This is a genomic window from Flavobacterium galactosi (genome assembly GCF_048158585.1).
Taxonomy (GTDB): Bacteria; Bacteroidota; Bacteroidia; order Flavobacteriales; family Flavobacteriaceae; genus Flavobacterium; species Flavobacterium galactosi.
In genome coordinates, this window is record NZ_JBLNKV010000002.1 from 586791 (window position 1) to 600837 (window position 14047).

The 14047-nt window shown below is 33.1% G+C and carries 16 protein-coding genes; 11 read left to right on the top strand and 5 right to left on the bottom strand.

Translation table 11 applies throughout. The features are described 5' to 3' along the window. Window positions 1-151: 151 nt before the first annotated feature. The 4 genes from ACM55M_RS06580 (at window position 152) to ACM55M_RS06595 (ending at window position 3421) form a co-directional block, all read left to right on the top strand. A complete protein-coding gene (locus ACM55M_RS06580; protein WP_416856774.1) occupies window positions 152-577 on the top strand; it encodes a DUF1003 domain-containing protein in 426 nt (141 codons plus the stop codon). 217 nt (window positions 578-794) lie between these two features. Then, a complete protein-coding gene (gene pepT, locus ACM55M_RS06585; RefSeq protein WP_416856775.1) occupies window positions 795-2072 on the top strand; it encodes a peptidase T in 1278 nt (425 codons plus the stop codon). Then, a complete protein-coding gene (locus ACM55M_RS06590) occupies window positions 2073-2660 on the top strand; it encodes a YdeI/OmpD-associated family protein (protein WP_416856776.1) in 588 nt (195 codons plus the stop codon). It begins immediately after the preceding gene. Between the two features lie 317 nt (window positions 2661-2977). Then, window positions 2978-3421 (top strand): hypothetical protein, encoded by a 444-nt coding sequence (locus tag ACM55M_RS06595; RefSeq protein ID WP_416856777.1) that lies wholly within the window; start codon window positions 2978-2980, stop codon window positions 3419-3421. A gap of 76 nt (window positions 3422-3497) precedes the next feature. Here ACM55M_RS06595 and yajC read toward each other — a convergent pair whose 3' ends face one another. The 3 genes from yajC to ACM55M_RS06610 all read right to left on the bottom strand — a co-directional run bounded on the left by yajC (window position 3498) and on the right by ACM55M_RS06610 (window position 6047). Next, the gene (yajC, locus tag ACM55M_RS06600; protein WP_416856778.1) at window positions 3498-3770 is read right to left on the bottom strand and encodes a preprotein translocase subunit YajC; all 273 of its coding nucleotides are present in this window, start codon (window positions 3768-3770) and stop codon (window positions 3498-3500) included. A gap of 31 nt (window positions 3771-3801) precedes the next feature. Continuing rightward, on the bottom strand, window positions 3802-4713 hold the full coding sequence (nusB, locus tag ACM55M_RS06605; protein ID WP_416856811.1) for a transcription antitermination factor NusB: 912 nt from the start codon (window positions 4711-4713) through the stop codon (window positions 3802-3804). Window positions 4714-4940: 227 nt separating this feature from the next. Further along, a complete protein-coding gene (locus ACM55M_RS06610) occupies window positions 4941-6047 on the bottom strand; it encodes a Glu/Leu/Phe/Val family dehydrogenase (protein WP_416856779.1) in 1107 nt (368 codons plus the stop codon). A 204-nt stretch (window positions 6048-6251) separates the two neighbouring features. On the opposite strand from ACM55M_RS06610, the gene ACM55M_RS06615 reads away from it, so the two are divergent. The 3 genes from ACM55M_RS06615 (at window position 6252) to ACM55M_RS06625 (ending at window position 9235) form a co-directional block, all read left to right on the top strand. Beyond that, window positions 6252-8030 carry an ABC transporter ATP-binding protein gene (locus tag ACM55M_RS06615; RefSeq protein WP_416856780.1) on the top strand — a complete coding sequence of 593 codons (1779 nt, stop codon included), beginning with the start codon at window positions 6252-6254 and terminating at the stop codon, window positions 8028-8030. Between the two features lie 69 nt (window positions 8031-8099). Further along, window positions 8100-8483 (top strand): PUR family DNA/RNA-binding protein, encoded by a 384-nt coding sequence (locus ACM55M_RS06620; protein ID WP_416849512.1) that lies wholly within the window; start codon window positions 8100-8102, stop codon window positions 8481-8483. Between the two features lie 203 nt (window positions 8484-8686). Continuing rightward, on the top strand, window positions 8687-9235 hold the full coding sequence (locus ACM55M_RS06625) for an RBBP9/YdeN family alpha/beta hydrolase (protein WP_416856781.1): 549 nt from the start codon (window positions 8687-8689) through the stop codon (window positions 9233-9235). Window positions 9236-9239: 4 nt separating this feature from the next. Here the strand turns inward: ACM55M_RS06625 and ACM55M_RS06630 are convergent, their stop codons facing one another. After that, window positions 9240-9575: a tRNA-binding protein gene (locus ACM55M_RS06630; RefSeq protein ID WP_416856782.1), complete on the bottom strand. Its 336-nt coding sequence runs from the start codon at window positions 9573-9575 to the stop codon at window positions 9240-9242. 120 nt (window positions 9576-9695) lie between these two features. Between ACM55M_RS06630 and ACM55M_RS06635 the strand changes: the two genes are divergently transcribed. After that, window positions 9696-10250, top strand: coding sequence for a thioredoxin family protein (locus ACM55M_RS06635; RefSeq protein WP_416856783.1), 555 nt, complete (start codon window positions 9696-9698; stop codon window positions 10248-10250). A 172-nt stretch (window positions 10251-10422) separates the two neighbouring features. Continuing rightward, a complete protein-coding gene (locus ACM55M_RS06640) occupies window positions 10423-11322 on the top strand; it encodes an alpha/beta fold hydrolase (protein ID WP_416856784.1) in 900 nt (299 codons plus the stop codon). Window positions 11323-11427: 105 nt separating this feature from the next. Here ACM55M_RS06640 and ACM55M_RS06645 read toward each other — a convergent pair whose 3' ends face one another. After that, window positions 11428-12360 (bottom strand): peptidylprolyl isomerase, encoded by a 933-nt coding sequence (locus ACM55M_RS06645; RefSeq protein ID WP_416856785.1) that lies wholly within the window; start codon window positions 12358-12360, stop codon window positions 11428-11430. A gap of 328 nt (window positions 12361-12688) precedes the next feature. Here ACM55M_RS06645 and trmD point away from each other — a divergent pair, with 328 nt between their 5' ends. Continuing rightward, window positions 12689-13366, top strand: a complete 678-nt coding sequence (trmD, locus tag ACM55M_RS06650; RefSeq protein WP_416856786.1) for a tRNA (guanosine(37)-N1)-methyltransferase TrmD — start codon at window positions 12689-12691, stop codon at window positions 13364-13366. A gap of 165 nt (window positions 13367-13531) precedes the next feature. Beyond that, window positions 13532-13882 carry a 50S ribosomal protein L19 gene (gene rplS, locus ACM55M_RS06655; protein ID WP_416843693.1) on the top strand — a complete coding sequence of 117 codons (351 nt, stop codon included), beginning with the start codon at window positions 13532-13534 and terminating at the stop codon, window positions 13880-13882. Window positions 13883-14047: the final 165 nt, after the last annotated feature.

Genomic DNA, 14047 nt, shown 5'->3' on the forward strand with positions numbered 1-14047 from the left:
ATTACATATATTTACTCGAAATACATTTTGAATAAATATTTTGTAGTCTTTCGATAAACATAAGCTTTACATTTATAGAAAACAATTAGCTAAATTTAATTTTAAATTATAATTACGAACTCTTTTTATATTAAACTAAATTCAATCCAATATGATTAATCACAAAAAAAACTGGCATCAAAAACACATTGAAACATTAAGCATTGGCAGCCGTTTAGCAGATTCAGTAGCAAAAGGAATGGGTTCTTGGAGATTCATTATTGTTCAAACAATTTTAGTAGTCGTTTGGATGGCATTGAATTTGGTTGGGTTTATGTATCACTGGGATGTGTATCCCTTTATTTTACTAAACCTGCTTTTTTCAACTCAGGCAGCTTATGCGGCACCTATTATTATGATGTCCCAAAACAGACAAAATGATAGAGATAGAGTTCAAGCGCAAGCGGATTACCAAACTAATATAGAAGCAAAACTGGAAATAGAAGCTTTGACAATAAAATTAAATAAACTAGAGGTAGAGAAATTAGATGTAATTATTACCATGTTGCAAGAAATGAAAAAAAATTCGGCAAAATAAAATCTATTAAAGCGGTTTACATCCAATTATAGCTTTTATAATCATTAAAAAAGCATGTAATATCTTCATTTATTATGTTAAGTATTTAATTAAATCTTCGGTTTTTTAGCGCATTCGTTTCAGTTTGTTTTATTAGAAATAAAGAAAAGACAAACTCATCTCAGTAAAATGATTCTCTAAATAAACTGTATATTTGTGTCTCATTAAAATATACTTTATGCAACATATTATTGACCGTTTCATTGGTTATGTAACTATAGATACCGAATCTGATTCCAACTCAGAAACTACGCCAAGCACAGAGAAACAATGGAATTTAGCCAATAAACTAGTGCAGGAATTGGAAGCTATTGGAATGCAAGAAGTAACAATAGACGACAAAGCCTATATCATGGCTACCCTGCCAAGTAATGTAGACCATGAAGTGCCTGTCATTGGATTTATTTCTCACTTTGACACTTCTCCAGATTTTAGCGGTGCAAATGTGAAACCCCAAATTGTTCCTAATTATGATGGCAAAGACATCGTGTTAAATGCCGATAAAAACATTGTATTATCACCTAGTTATTTTAAAGATTTGTTGCTTTATAAAGGACAAACGCTGATTACTACTGACGGAACAACCCTATTGGGAGCTGATGATAAAGCCGGAATTACCGAAATTGTCACCGCAATGGAATTCCTTATCCAAAATCCAACTATCAAACACGGAAAAATCAGAGTTGGCTTTACACCAGATGAAGAAATTGGTCGTGGTGCGCACCATTTTGATGTGGCTAAATTTGGAGCGGAATGGGCATATACTATGGATGGCAGCCAAGTAGGCGAATTAGAATATGAAAATTTTAATGCGGCTGGTGCCAAAATTATTTTCAAAGGAAAAAGCGTTCATCCCGGTTATGCAAAAGGTAAAATGATTAACTCCATGTTGATCGCCAACGATTTTATAAATGAATTACCAAAAGAAGAAATACCTCAAGAAACTAGAGGTTACGAAGGATTTTTTCATGTGCATCATGTAAGGGGAAGCATTGAAGAAACAGTTTTGGAACTTATCGTTCGGGATCACAACAAGAAAAAATTTGAGAAACGCAAAGAATTAATTGAGAAAATCACTCGAAAAATCAACAAGAAATTTGCAAAACAATTTGGTCAAGACATCGTTATTACTGAGATAAAAGACCAATATTACAATATGAAAGAAAAGGTTTTACCTGTAAAACATATTGTAGATATCGCAGAAAAAGCGATGAGAGAATTGGATATAAAACCGCTTATAAAAGCGATTCGTGGTGGAACCGATGGTTCTCAATTATCGTATAAAGGATTACCTTGTCCCAATATTTTTGCCGGTGGACACAATTTCCACGGAAAGTATGAATATGTTCCTGTAGAAAGTATGCAAAAAGCAGTTAACGTAATTGTAAAAATTGCCGAATTGACTGCTGCTGGTGATTTCACTAAAACGGAAGAAATAGCTAAAAATAAAAAATAATTGGAACCACTAAAAACCAATACACACATTTGGGATAAAAACAATAGTTGGTCAGAAGAATTAGAATTTCTGAAATCAATTATTGCTAAAACCGAACTCATCGAAACCACAAAATGGGGCGGTTGTGTTTATGTGCTGAATGGTAAGAATGTAATTGGAATTGGGGGATTTAAAAACTATTTTACGATTTGGTTTTTTAATGGCGTTTTCCTGAAAGATGAAAAACAAGTTTTGATGAATGCGCAAGAAGGTGTTACCAAATCTTTGCGACAATGGCGGTTTTCATCAAAAGATGAAGTCGATGAAAAGGCAGTTTTACAGTATATTCATGAAGCCATAGAAAATGAAAAACAAGGAAAAAATCTTAAACCTGAAAAAGAAAAAAGTATCGTTTCTGAACTTTTACAAAAGGAATTAGACGCTGATGTGAATTTAGCGGAAGCTTTTCTAAAATTCTCTCCTTACAAACAAAAGGAATTTTTGGAATATATTGAAACCGCAAAAAGAGAGGAAACTAAACGTTCCCGAATCGAAAAAATAAAACCACTGATATTAGAAAACATTAGTTTAAACGACAAATACCGATAAAATCTAATCCCAATTCTGAAGTTTCAGGTTGGGATTTTTTTATTCAACCTCATCACAATCACTTCGCAATAGCGCTCTATACGAGATTCATTTTCAGAACAGCTTCATAAGCTTTTGAAAAGAAACCATGCTAATTTAAACTTTCTTCGTTGCGCACTATTTGTTGCAATCAGAATAAATTATGCTAACCATTCTGAAAAACTTAACATTAGCAAGTGTAATAAATCACTACATTTACTTACAATAGCTTAATAATTTATTAACACCACAACAACTATTGGTTTAATTGTATCAAATAATATTAAAACTACAAATTTATGATTCAAAAGAAAGAAGCGGAAACTGTTCCAGTAACTCCCGAAAAACCTGAAATTGATAAGCCCGTTAGCGCTAGAAAAACTAAAGTAACCAAACCTTCGGAAGAACCAGTCGAAATTATAGAGCCGGTAATTGAAGAAATCATAACGGAAACTATAGAAATTTATGCCATTAATCCAGAGGATGATAGTGACGTTTCAAATAAGAAAAAAAGTAAAAACGAGACTAAAAAGAAAGTAAAAATGAAAGACAAAGACAAGAAAAAGGCTAAAAAAGCCGACGCTAAAGAAAAAGCAAAACAAAAAGCGAAAGCAAAAGCCAAAAAGGCAAAAAAAGCCAAAAAGGATAAAGCTAAAAAAGCAAAAGTCAAAGCAAAGATAAAAGCTAAAAAAGCCAAAGCAAAATCTAAAAAAGCAAAGAAAGCGAAGAAGAATAAAAAATAATTCTGTTATTTTTTATTTAAAAAAAAGTCCCAATCCGAATAATCGGTTGGGACTTTTTTAATTCATTAAAGTGAAATTACTTTTTATTCAGAGTAGCACTCATTTCCATAGAAATTGCGGAACGCTCCATTTTCAATTTTCCTGACATCGTTTCAACAACAACAGTTGTATCAGCCAACTCAGAAACTTTTCCGTGAAGACCACTTTTAGTAATGATTTTGTCTCCTACTTTCAAAGTGCTTTCAAATTCTTTTTCATTTTTAGCCTTTTTTTGTTGTGGTCTGATCATAAAGAAATAGATTACCACAAACATTAATAGAAACGGCGCAAATTGAGTTAATTGTCCCATAATTTTAATTCTCTTTTTTTATTTATAAATATTACATTAAACCACGACCGGCTTTTATAATTTTTTTACTGGCCTCCAGTTCTTTTACTAAATTATCTAAAATTCCGTTGATAAAAATACTACTTTTTGGTGTAGAATATTCTTTGGCAACTTCTAAATATTCATTTAAGGTAACTTTTACAGGAATAGATGGGAATTTCAAAAATTCACAAATTGCCATTTTAAGAATAATGGTGTCAATTTCGGCAATTCTATCACTGTCCCAGTTTGGAGTTTTATCAACATATTCTTTGGCTAATTCCTTTTCGTTTAAGACTGTTTTTCTAAACAAATCCTTAACAAAGTCTTTATCCTCATTATCTTTGTATAATTTTGGAACTCTGAAATTATCATCCTCGCCAGATTTAATGACTTTCAATTGCTTGATGATGTGTGTATTCACTAAAGGAATATCATCAACCCAAGTCAATTTATCATCTTCTAAATATTCGTACAATTTTTCATTAGGTACAATTACTTCCATGAACAAATCAACGATAAACTGCCTGTCTTCTTCAAATGTATTGATAGAATTACTCATGTAATTTTCATACAATTTACTGGCCTTTATATCATTAAGAAGCAATAAAATATAATCGTCATTTAAAGTCCAATTATTGATTTTACGGTTTTCCAGCGCAATACTTAGTGAATTGTTTTCGGAAAGAATTTGAAAAATTTGATTTTTGATGAATTTTTCGTTGGGTTTGCGCTCCTCAGGAGTTGCTAGATGTTTAAGACTTGATTTATGTAAAAAGACAGTTTCTGTTTTACAAATTTCAATCAGGGAAGAAAGCATTATAAGGTATAAATCTTGAATATTGTCGATACTGTAAAAAAGGAATTTTTCTTCTTTTTCCAGATTATCTGAACCGCTTTGATGCATCGCATAAATGGATTGCATAACTTTAACGCGTATGTGTCTTCTATTTACCACCTTGTAAGAACTTTTATTAATTAGTCTGCAAAAATAAGAATTTCATTTTTTAAAATAAAATTAAAACGCTAAAAAAAGCTTTTGGTTCTAATTTAGATTATCCTATAAGAAAACAGTCGCAGAATTCAGTTATAATTTCCGGTTATAGCCGAAAACTGTTACTGTAAACTGCGACTGCATACTAAAAATTAAAACTACTTCTTACTATTCTCTATCTTTCTTTGATCTATTCTATTTTGGGCAATCGTCAAAGCTGCATGGTGCGTGGTCATCTTATTTGCAATAGCAAAATCAATGATTTCTAACGTAGTGTTATAAATATTCTCTGTTTTACGCATGATTTCGGCTTTATCATAGTGAGCCAATTCCGCATAAACATTGATAATTCCACCAGCATTAATTAAGAAATCTGGGGCATAAAGAATTCCTCGTTCCTGTAAAATTGCTCCGTGAATATTCTCATTTGCTAGTTGGTTGTTAGCCGCACCAGCAATTACTTTCGCTTTAATTTTATGTACTGTTGCATCATTTATAGTTGCTCCCATGGCACAAGGCGCATAAATATCAACATCGGCACTGTATAAATCATCGCCTGTAAATATTTTTGCGTTGTACTTCGCTCCTACTTCATACAATCTTTCTTCATTAATATCAGTTATTGTTACTAGCGCTCCTTCTTTTGTTAAATAATCAACCAAAGTTTCTCCAACATGGCCAATTCCTTGCACCAATACTTTTTTACCATCCAAAACATCCGAACCAAATTGATGTTTTGCAGCTGCTTTCATCCCTAAGTATACGCCATAAGCAGTAACAGGAGATGGATTTCCAGACCCGCCTCTTTCTTCAGAAATTCCAGTAACATAGGGCGTAACATCTCTTACGATATCCATATCCCTAGTTTCCATCCCTACATCTTCGGCAGTAATATACCTTCCGCTGAGAGAATGAACGAATTCCCCAAACTTACGCATCAACTCAGGAGTCTTTTGGGTTTTGGCATCACCAATAATAACAGCTTTACCTCCACCAATATTCAATCCAGTTATAGCCGCTTTATAAGTCATACCACGAGAAAGTCGCAATACATCGTTTAATGCTTCCCATTCATTGGCATAATTATACATGCGTGTACCACCCAAAGCAGGGCCCATAACCGAATTATGAATACCAATAATTGCTTTTAAACCTGTATCTTTGTCGTTGCAAAATACAATTTGCTCGTGATCATCAAATGATAATTGACCAAAAACGGGATCCATTTTTTGAAGTTCCTTTCCAGTTGTGAAAGCTGCATTCATAAGTATTGATTTTTATAGTGATAAATTACGAATTCGTTAAAAAGACAAATCAAATTTACATAAAAAATAAATATATCCTAATATTAATTCGTTAAATTATCAATTTCATAATCACACGCAGCAAATAATTAATTTTTAACAATGTCAAAAATTAATTATTTTATCAAAAAATAAAACTTTTTCAACACAGAATATCTTAAAAAAATGAAAGAATTACGTTATTTAAATAAATATTTTATCAAATATAAATACAGCTTTTCTCTTGGTATTTTATTTACAATTATTGCACAAATATTTTCTTTGTTTACACCAAAATTGATTAGTAAATCATTTAAAGCAATTGAAGCATTTGATAAGCTTTCAAAACAAGAAAGAACTTCTCAAATTATCATTTCAACTTATAGAGAAGAACTTATACATAATATTTTATTGATCATTGCCACCACCATTATTGCTGGTTTCCTCACTTTTTTGATGAGACAAACCCTTATTGTGATGTCAAGACATATTGAGTTTGACTTAAAAAATGAAGTTTTTAGACAATATGAAAACTTATCGCAAAATTTCTACAAACAAAACCGAACCGGTGATTTGATGAACCGTATCAGTGAGGATGTTTCCAAAGTAAGAATGTACGTGGGACCCGCCGTAATGTATACGATAAATACGGTTATCCGTTTTGCAATTGTAATTGGATATATGTATAATGTATCGCCACGATTGACATTGTATACCATTCTTCCTTTACCGGTTTTATCGTATTGCATCTTTAAATTAAGTTCGGAAATCAATAAAAGGAGCACTATTTTCCAGCAATACCTGTCGAAAGTTTCCAGTTTTTCACAAGAAATATTTTCTGGAATCCGGGTAATTAAAGCGTATTCCTTAGAAGACCAACATCAGAACAACATGGTCGATTTGGCTAATGAAAGTAAAAGTAAGAGTTTGGATTTGGCAAAAGTACAGTCTTTATTTGGTCCTTTAATGTTGGCTCTGATAGGAATCAGTAACTTAGTTGTAATCTATTTTGGTGGTTTAATGTATATAAACGGGACAATAAAAAGCATTGGAACTATAGCAGAATTCATTTTGTATGTCAACATGCTAACGTGGCCTGTTGCTTCATTAGGATGGGTTTCGTCAATGGTTCAAGAGGCCGAAGCTTCCCAAAAACGTCTTAATGAGTTCCTGAAAATCGAACCGGAAATAAAAAATAAAAACCCAAATAAGTCTATTATTGAAGGCACTATCTCATTCGAAAATGTGAGCTACACCTATGAAGACACGAATATAGAAGCATTGAAAAATATTTCCTTTAAAGTAAAAAAAGGAGAAACGTTGGCGATTCTTGGAAAAACTGGATCCGGAAAATCGACAATTTCCTCTTTGATTTCCCGCTTATATGAAGTTACCGATGGGAGAATAATTGTTGATGGACATGAAATAAGCACTTTGAACCTATATGATTTAAGAAACAGTATTGGAATTGTGCCTCAAGATGCCTTTTTGTTTTCGGATAGCATCAAAAACAATATTAAGTTTGGCAAAGAAAATGCAACTGATGAAGAAGTGGAAACTGCTGCAAAAAATGCGGTAGTACACGACAACATTATTGGTTTCAATAAAAAGTATGAAACCATTCTTGGCGAACGCGGAATCACTCTTTCAGGCGGACAAAAACAACGCGTTTCTATAGCTCGAGCCATTATTAAAAATCCGGCTATTTTACTTTTTGATGACTGTTTATCGGCAGTTGACACAGAAACTGAAGAAGCAATTTTGAATAACTTATATGAAATTTGCAAGGACAAAACCACGATTATTGTCAGTCATAGGGTTTCATCTGCTAAAAATGCTGATAACATTATCATTCTTGAAGACGGGAAAATTATTCAACAAGGTTCTCATAATCAATTGATAAATCAAGAAGGGTATTATGCATCACTTTATTTAAAACAACTTTCAGAAAAAGAATTACTATAATTGTTGTATAATAAATAAATTTTTATGATTTTTGATTGCTATTAAATAAAAAAATTGACAGAAAGGATTATGAGAGAAAATGACATGTTAGAAAAAGAAGAGATATTTTCTAAAGTTTTACGTGCTGGAAGAAGAACCTATTTCTTTGATGTAAGAGCTACAAAAGCTGATGATTATTACATTACGATTACCGAAAGTAAAAAATTTACCGAAGAAGACGGATCGTTTCATTTTAAGAAACACAAGATTTATTTATACAAAGAAGACTTTGCTGCTTTTGCAGAAATTCTTGGCGAAATGACTTCCTACGTTTTGAACCACAAGGGCGAAGAAGTAATCTCTGAAAGACACCAAAAAGATTTCAAAAAAGAATACGCATCTGACAAAACAGATAATGATGAAATCCTACCACAAACATCAACTTTTACTGATATAGAATTTGATGATATTTAATTATTAATTGCCTACTTACAAAACGAAAAAGTCCAAAATCTTAATGATTTTTGGACTTTTTTTATATTTACCTATAATCTAACTATTAGAAATAATCGTTGTCTTTTTTATTTCGATTTAAATTATATATTTTTATTCCAAAATAAGTCTTCTAAACACTTTTTATATTTGTAGACGAATTTATACTAGTTAAATATTTTAGAATGGAAATAAAATTATTAATTATCCCAGGACTGGGTGATTCCAGAGAAGACCATTGGCAAAGCTATTGGCTCAAAAAATATAAAAATGCCACTAAGGTAGTTCAGGACAATTGGGATGAACCTATTCGAGAAGAATGGCTTGAAAGACTCAATGAAGCAATACTGAAATTAGATTCTCCAACAATTTTGGTTGCACACAGTCTTGCGGTTTCTTTAGTGATGCATTGGACTTCTGCCAATAGCAATCCTAACATAATAGGCGCTTTACTGGTTGCACCCGCAGATGTAGATTCTCCCGAACATACACCAGAAAAAATTTGGAACTTTTCACCGATGCCATTGTCTAAATTGCTCTTTCCTTCCTTGGTGGTAACCAGCGAAAATGACCCATACATATCGTCAAAAAGAGCGGACTATTTTGCTGAAATGTGGGGAAGTGATTTTATAAATATTGGTCAAAAAGGACATGTGAATTCGGAATCAAATCTCGAATTTTGGGAAGAAGGACAAATGCTATTGCAACAATTGATTGATAAAATTAACAATTAATTTTTTACCCAATTTGTAATCCATTTTCAATTTTAAAATCAGGAGCCAATAAAACAACATCTCCCTCACCTCCTACTGCACCTAGAACGAGACATTCACTCATGAATTTTCCAATTTGTTTCTTAGGAAAATTGACCACAGCAACAATCTGTCGGTTGAGCAAATCATCTTTTTGATAGCGTTGGGTGATTTGTGCGGAAGTTTTTCTAATTCCGATTTCTGGACCAAAATCTATTGTTAACTGATAAGCTGGTTTTCGTGCTTCAGGAAAATCATTTACTTCCAGAATAGTTCCCACGCGCATATCTACTCTTTCAAATTCAGACCAAGTTAGCATCATTTTTATTTAAGCTTAAAGTTATTAACCAACTATTTTATAATCTAAAATAGCATATTAAATTTAAAACACAATACTTTTTTCTTAACTTTAAACCTTAAATTCTAAACGAGAAAAACTTCAATGTCAAAAACTGCTTCAAAAATGGTATCCCTTGAAACCGTTGCTCCCGAATTTCATTTGAAAGATACCAACTCAAACGAGTGGTTTTCTTTTTCAGATTTAAAAGGCGAAAAAGGAACTTTGGTACTATTCATCTGTAATCATTGCCCGTTTGTGCGCCATGTAATTGAAGAAATTGTTATGATTGCTAATGATTATCGCGTTCAGGGAATAGGAGTTATTGCCATTTCTAGCAATGATGTCTCAAAATATCCAGAAGATGCCCCGGAATTGATGACAGAATTCGCTTTCGAAAACAAAATGGAATTTCCGTATCTATATGACGAAACACAAGAAGTTGCTAAAGCATACGATGCAGCTTGCACACCTGATTTTTTCCTATTTGATGACCAAAACAAATTAGTCTATCGCGGTCAGTTAGATGACAGCCGCCCAGGAAATGGAATTCCGCTTAGTGGTAATGATTTGCGTGGTGCTATTGATAGTGTCATTTATAATCGAATAATTAATCCCAATCAAAAACCAAGTATAGGCTGTAATATAAAATGGAAATAATTCCATTTTACACAAAACACACTGACTTTCAATTGAATACTTTTTTTTTATTTGTTCCAAAAACAAAAAAGTTACAACTATTTATAGAAATTCTATAATACCATTTTTATAAAATACATCTAATTTTACAAGATTAGAAATACTAAATTCATCTTGAAAAACAGTACATGTTATGGAAACGAATCAAATTAACAGAAGCGAATCACTTAGTGAAGATAATTTTTCTGGATCGAAAATGTCCACGGATAAATACATTGTAACAGCACCAAATGTAAAACTATATGTAAAAGATTATGGTGAAGGAAAGCCAGTAATCCTTATTCATGGCTGGCCACTATCTAATGAAATGTGGGAATATCAAATTGATACTTTGGTTCAAAATAATTTTAGAGTTATTGCTTATGACCGTCGCGGTTTTGGAAAATCCTCACAACCATGGAATGGCTATGATTATGATACTTTGGCAGATGATTTAAAAGCTATTATTGATCAATTAGATTTAAAGGAAGCTACACTTGTTGGATTTTCTATGGGAGGCGGTGAAGTCGTACGTTATTTTAGCCGTCATGGGGGAAAAGGAGTATCAAAAGCGGTATTAATATCTTCCGTAACTCCATTTCAATTGAAAACAGATTCTAATCCAAATGGTGTTCCACAAGAAAAATACGATGGTATGGCGGAACAAATTAAAGACGACCGAATTGGATTTCTGGATAGTTTTGGGAAAACATTTTTCGGAGTGAGTTTCATCAGCAAACCCATCAGTACTCCTTTACTGGATTATTATAGAATGCTGTGTTCTTTAGCTTCACCACGCGCGACTTTAGAGTGTGCTAAGTCATTTTCCACCACCGATTTTCGTAGAGAAATGGCTTCGGTAAATGTGCCTACATTAATTATTCATGGCGATGAGGACAAAACCGTCCCTATCGAAATCACTTCTGAAATAGCGACAAAATTAATCCCAGACAATAAATTTATTGTTTATGAAGGAGCACCACACGGTTTATTTTATATTGAAAAAGACAAATTAAACAAGGATTTGCTTGAATTTTTAAATTCAGAAATCTAAATTAAAGAATACCTTAAGTTGCTTTTATTGCATAAAAAAACCCAAAACGAAAGTTTTGGGTTTTTTAATTTTATCTGACAACTAAAATTTGCTATTTGAATTAGACTATTTTACGTCCATCAATTCTACGTCAAAAATCAATGTAGCATTTGGTGGAATTGCTCCTCCAGCTCCACGAGATCCGTATCCTAAATGAGCTGGAATCACGAAACGTGCTTTGTCACCTACGCGCAACAAGGCAATTCCTTCATCCCAACCTTCAATAACGTTTCCTTTTCCTAATGGAAATTCGATTGGTTTTTTACGAGGATATGAACTGTCAAAAACTTTACCATCTGGAAGTTGTCCTGTATAATGTACTGAAACTGTTTTCCCGTTTTCTGCTTTTTTACCTTCCCCTCTTTGGATGAATTGGTAACGCAAACCGCTTTCTGTTTTTTCAAAACCTGCAGCTAGTTTTTCCATAGCTTCTTCCGCATCTGCTTTTAGAGCGGTATCACGTTTATTACGTGACCCTTTAAAAGTGATAAAAGCTTCAATTGCATTCCAATTTTTAGCTTCTTCTCCTTCTCTGATAATTTCTAAAGATTCCAAAACGTCCCCTTGCTGTACCGCATCGACAACATCCTGACCTTCTACAACATGTCCAAAAACAGTATGTTTGTTATCCAACCATTCTGTTGGAATGTGTGTAATGTAAAATTGAGAGCCATTAGTTCCAGGTCCTGAATTAGCCATAGCCAAAATTCCCGGACGGTTGTGTTTCAAACTTGGATGAAATTCATCATCAAATTTATACCCTGGGTCTCCAGTACCTGTTCCTTGTGGGCAACCACCTTGAATCATGAAATCAGGAATTACTCTGTGGAATTTTAATCCGTCATAAAACTTAACCCCTTGTGGTTTTACTTTATTTTCTATGTTTCCTTCTGCCAATCCTACGAAGTTCCCAACTGTCCCCGGTGTTAATTCGTGCTCTAGTTTTACTAAAATAGCACCTCTTGTGGTGTTGAATTTAGCATATATTCCGTTTTCCATTTTTGTATAATTTTTATTGAAGGGCAAATTTACGAAATTAATTTTAAAAAGGGAATTTGCGGATTTGGTTATTTGAAAGTTTTGGGGTTTAAACAGGAATGTAATTTAGAACGTATTTTAAATTAAAACCTCCTAATTCCACAAAATCCTAGCCCAGATTGAAACGGCATCCTTTCCTTGCTTTCTTTAAGCAAGGAAAGATAGAGTGAAAAGCTGGAAATAGCTCCTGATGAAAAGTTTAATCGCTTATTTGGTTATTCGCTTATTTGGAAAATTTTGAGTCTCAAAAACTTTGTACCTTTGCGCTTTAAAACTAAGATTCAAAATTATGCGCATTGATATTGTTACCGTTCTCCCAGAATTATTGCGAAGCCCGTTTGAGGCTTCAATTATGAAACGCGCCATCGATAAAGGATTAGTGGAAGTCCACTTTCATAATCTACGGGATTATACCACCAACAGACAGAAAAGTGTGGACGATTATCCGTATGGTGGTGGTGCCGGAATGGTGATGACGGTGCAACCCATTGATGCTTGCATTACGCATTTGAAAAGCGAAAGAACGTATGACGAAATCATTTATATGTCGCCGGACGGGGAAACCCTGAATCAGAAAATGGCGAACACGATGTCGATGTATGAGAATATTATTATCCTTTGCGGACATTATAAAGGTGTAGATCAACGCGTGCGCGACCATTTTATCACAAAGGAAATCTCGATTGGTGATTATGTTTTAAGTGGTGGAGAACTGGGCGCTTTGGTTTTATCAGATGCATTAATCCGATTGATTCCGGGTGTTTTAAGTGATGAAACCTCAGCGTTGACGGATAGTTTCCAGGATGGATTATTATCAGGACCTATTTACACACGCCCAGCAGATTATAACGGATGGAAAGTTCCTGATGTTTTGACCAGCGGAAATTTTGCCAAAATAGATAAATGGCGGGAAGATATGGCGTATGAACATACTAAGACCAGAAGACCGGATTTGCTGGAGGAGTAAATTATTATAAATGTTGAATTTTAAATAACTCAGAATAAGGATTCAAATAATTCAAAATTTATAATTTATAATTCAAAATAATTTTTTACTTTTGCACCCACATTAGATTAACCTCTGGCGAGATCCGTGAATGTTGATTTAATAAAAACCATAATTAAAATTATCATGGCAGATTTAATGAAATTCGTTCAAGACGAATTAGTAGCTAGAAAAGATTTCCCTGTTTTTGGAGCTGGTGATACTATCACAGTTTACTACGAAATTAGAGAGGGTGAAAAAACTAGAACACAGTTTTTTAAAGGAGTTGTTATTCAAAGAAGAGGTTCTGGTAACACAGAAACTTTTACTATTCGTAAAATGTCAGGTGCTATTGGAGTAGAGCGTATCTTCCCAGTAAACTTACCTGCTTTACAAAAAGTTGAAATCAACAAAAAAGGTGCAGTTCGTAGAGCTAGAATTTTCTACTTCAGAGAACTTACTGGTAAAAAAGCTAAAATTAAAGACAAAAGAAGATAGTCAACTGTCTCTTTACTATAAAAAAGTCCCAACAATGTTGGGACTTTTTTTTGCTAATTTTTCCCCATATAAATTCATAATTTAGGATTTAAGGGTTTATAAAATTAACAAATTCAGAATAACTAGTTAGTAATCTAAAAATTCGTGTTTTTCTATATAAAATCC